Below are 1,606 nucleotides of genomic sequence, written 5' to 3' on the forward strand. Positions count from 1 at the left end.
TGAAGACTGTTTTAGCTAAAGGTGCAGCATATGAATCCTTTCCATGGTCGGCATTTTCAGGGCGAAATCATTCTTTGGGCTGTGCGCTGGTATTGTAAATATGGCATTAGCTATCGTGAACTGCAGGAAATGCTGGCCGAACGGGGTGTGAATGTTGATCACACGACTATTTACCGTTGGGTTCAACGTTATACGAATCTAAAAATGGGAGCCTATAGCTCCCATTTTTATTGTTAAACGTTGAATCCTATATGTTTTCCTGTTGGAAGCTCTACATCAATACGGAGCTTCCCACCCATTGCCTCAACATACTTTTTCATGGTTGAAATCTTAAGATCATTGCCACGATTTTCTATTGCTGAAAGCGATGGCTGTTTTATTCCCAAAGTTTCAGCAAGCTCTTTTTGAGAAATTTCGAGTTCTTCACGAATAAGATGAAGCTGATTTTCTAGCAGTAATTCATCAGCCATTTTTTGAATACGGGCTTGGCTCTCTGGAGAGCGGCTAGCTAACAATTCTTGCAGAGTCTTAGCCATTAGATTTATCTCCTAGGGTAGTGAGATGAAGTTGGTATTGTTCATCTGCAATATCCAGCATGTCTTTATAAAAACGCTTTTTACCGCCTTTATCAGCAATACATAGAACAATAGCCTGTCGTAAGGGATCAAATGCGAAGAAAGCTCTTAAGGGTCTACCGCGATGTTGAACACGCAGTTCTTTCATATTGGTAAATTTAGACTCATACACAGTATCTACTAAAGGACGGCCTAAACTCGGTCCCTGCTGCTGTAGAACAACCAGGGCAGCTAGGACCTTCTCTTGTGTAGGTTCATCTTGCTGTTCAAGCCACTGATTAAATAGATCTGTCGTAATGACTGTCCACATACCACAACCAAAATATAGATTATAGTCTATATTTTAGGGGCATTATGTTTGTTTTGCAAATGAGAAAGGATAAGCAATAAAAAACCCCGGTATCCTGCCGGGGGTTTCTATTGTTACTTGCTGCGCTTTTGTACCCTTTGGTCCATGTGCAATAACTTATAATTTTTGTTTTATGTTATGGAACTTCCTGTTCCTGATGAGTTCATCATAGGAAAACTCCAGTTTTCAGAATAGCCGCAAATAGCCGATATTCTTGTGCGTTCTAACCTACAAAATAGCCTAAATTTTATCCACAGCAATTGGGGATATTTTTGGAACCTGGATCCGCATGAAATGGGCACTGATTCCGAAATTGATCATTTATTAACCATTTTTCCTGGTAAAATGTTACAGATTCGCTTAAAAACTCACCAACTTATTACAAAAGCGACTTTTTGCTGATTTCTTAGTCATAGCTAAATTTTTAAGTGATTGATATTAAAACTAATATACAAGTGTACTTCGTATAACCGCCATTATGTTAAATGGGGAGTGATTTAGTGGAATATTCTTTAATTTTTTATATGAAAGAAGATACCTTGAATCGTGTCAAAAGAAGCATAGATTTTTTATCCATACCTCTAGTGTTCATTCTTTATAGTAAAATTTTAATCGTTAAACCCACTAAAGCAGAACCGATGATGACTCTGAGCGGCACTGTTGCAAATAGGCTGACATGATA

2 protein-coding genes and 1 pseudogene are annotated in these 1,606 nt (G+C 38.2%); 1 reads left to right on the forward strand and 2 read right to left on the reverse strand.

Translation table 11 applies throughout. From position 1 onward, the window contains the following. Window positions 1-30 precede the first annotated feature (30 nt). A pseudogene (locus F899_RS00505) lies at window positions 31-192 on the forward strand (IS6 family transposase); the annotation flags it as partial. Window positions 193-233: 41 nt separating this feature from the next. Here F899_RS00505 and F899_RS00510 read toward each other — a convergent pair. Both F899_RS00510 and F899_RS00515 read right to left on the reverse strand, forming a co-directional pair. Further along, window positions 234-536, reverse strand: coding sequence for a helix-turn-helix domain-containing protein (locus F899_RS00510; protein ID WP_001140620.1), 303 nt, complete (start codon window positions 534-536; stop codon window positions 234-236). Further along, on the reverse strand, window positions 529-885 hold the full coding sequence (locus F899_RS00515) for a type II toxin-antitoxin system RelE/ParE family toxin (protein WP_004668307.1): 357 nt from the start codon (window positions 883-885) through the stop codon (window positions 529-531). Before F899_RS00515 ends, F899_RS00510 begins: the two co-directional genes overlap by 8 nt. Window positions 886-1,606 lie beyond the last annotated feature (721 nt).

The sequence above is a fragment of the Acinetobacter sp. CIP 101934 genome (genome assembly GCF_000369585.1).
Taxonomy (GTDB): Bacteria; Pseudomonadota; Gammaproteobacteria; order Pseudomonadales; family Moraxellaceae; genus Acinetobacter; species Acinetobacter schindleri.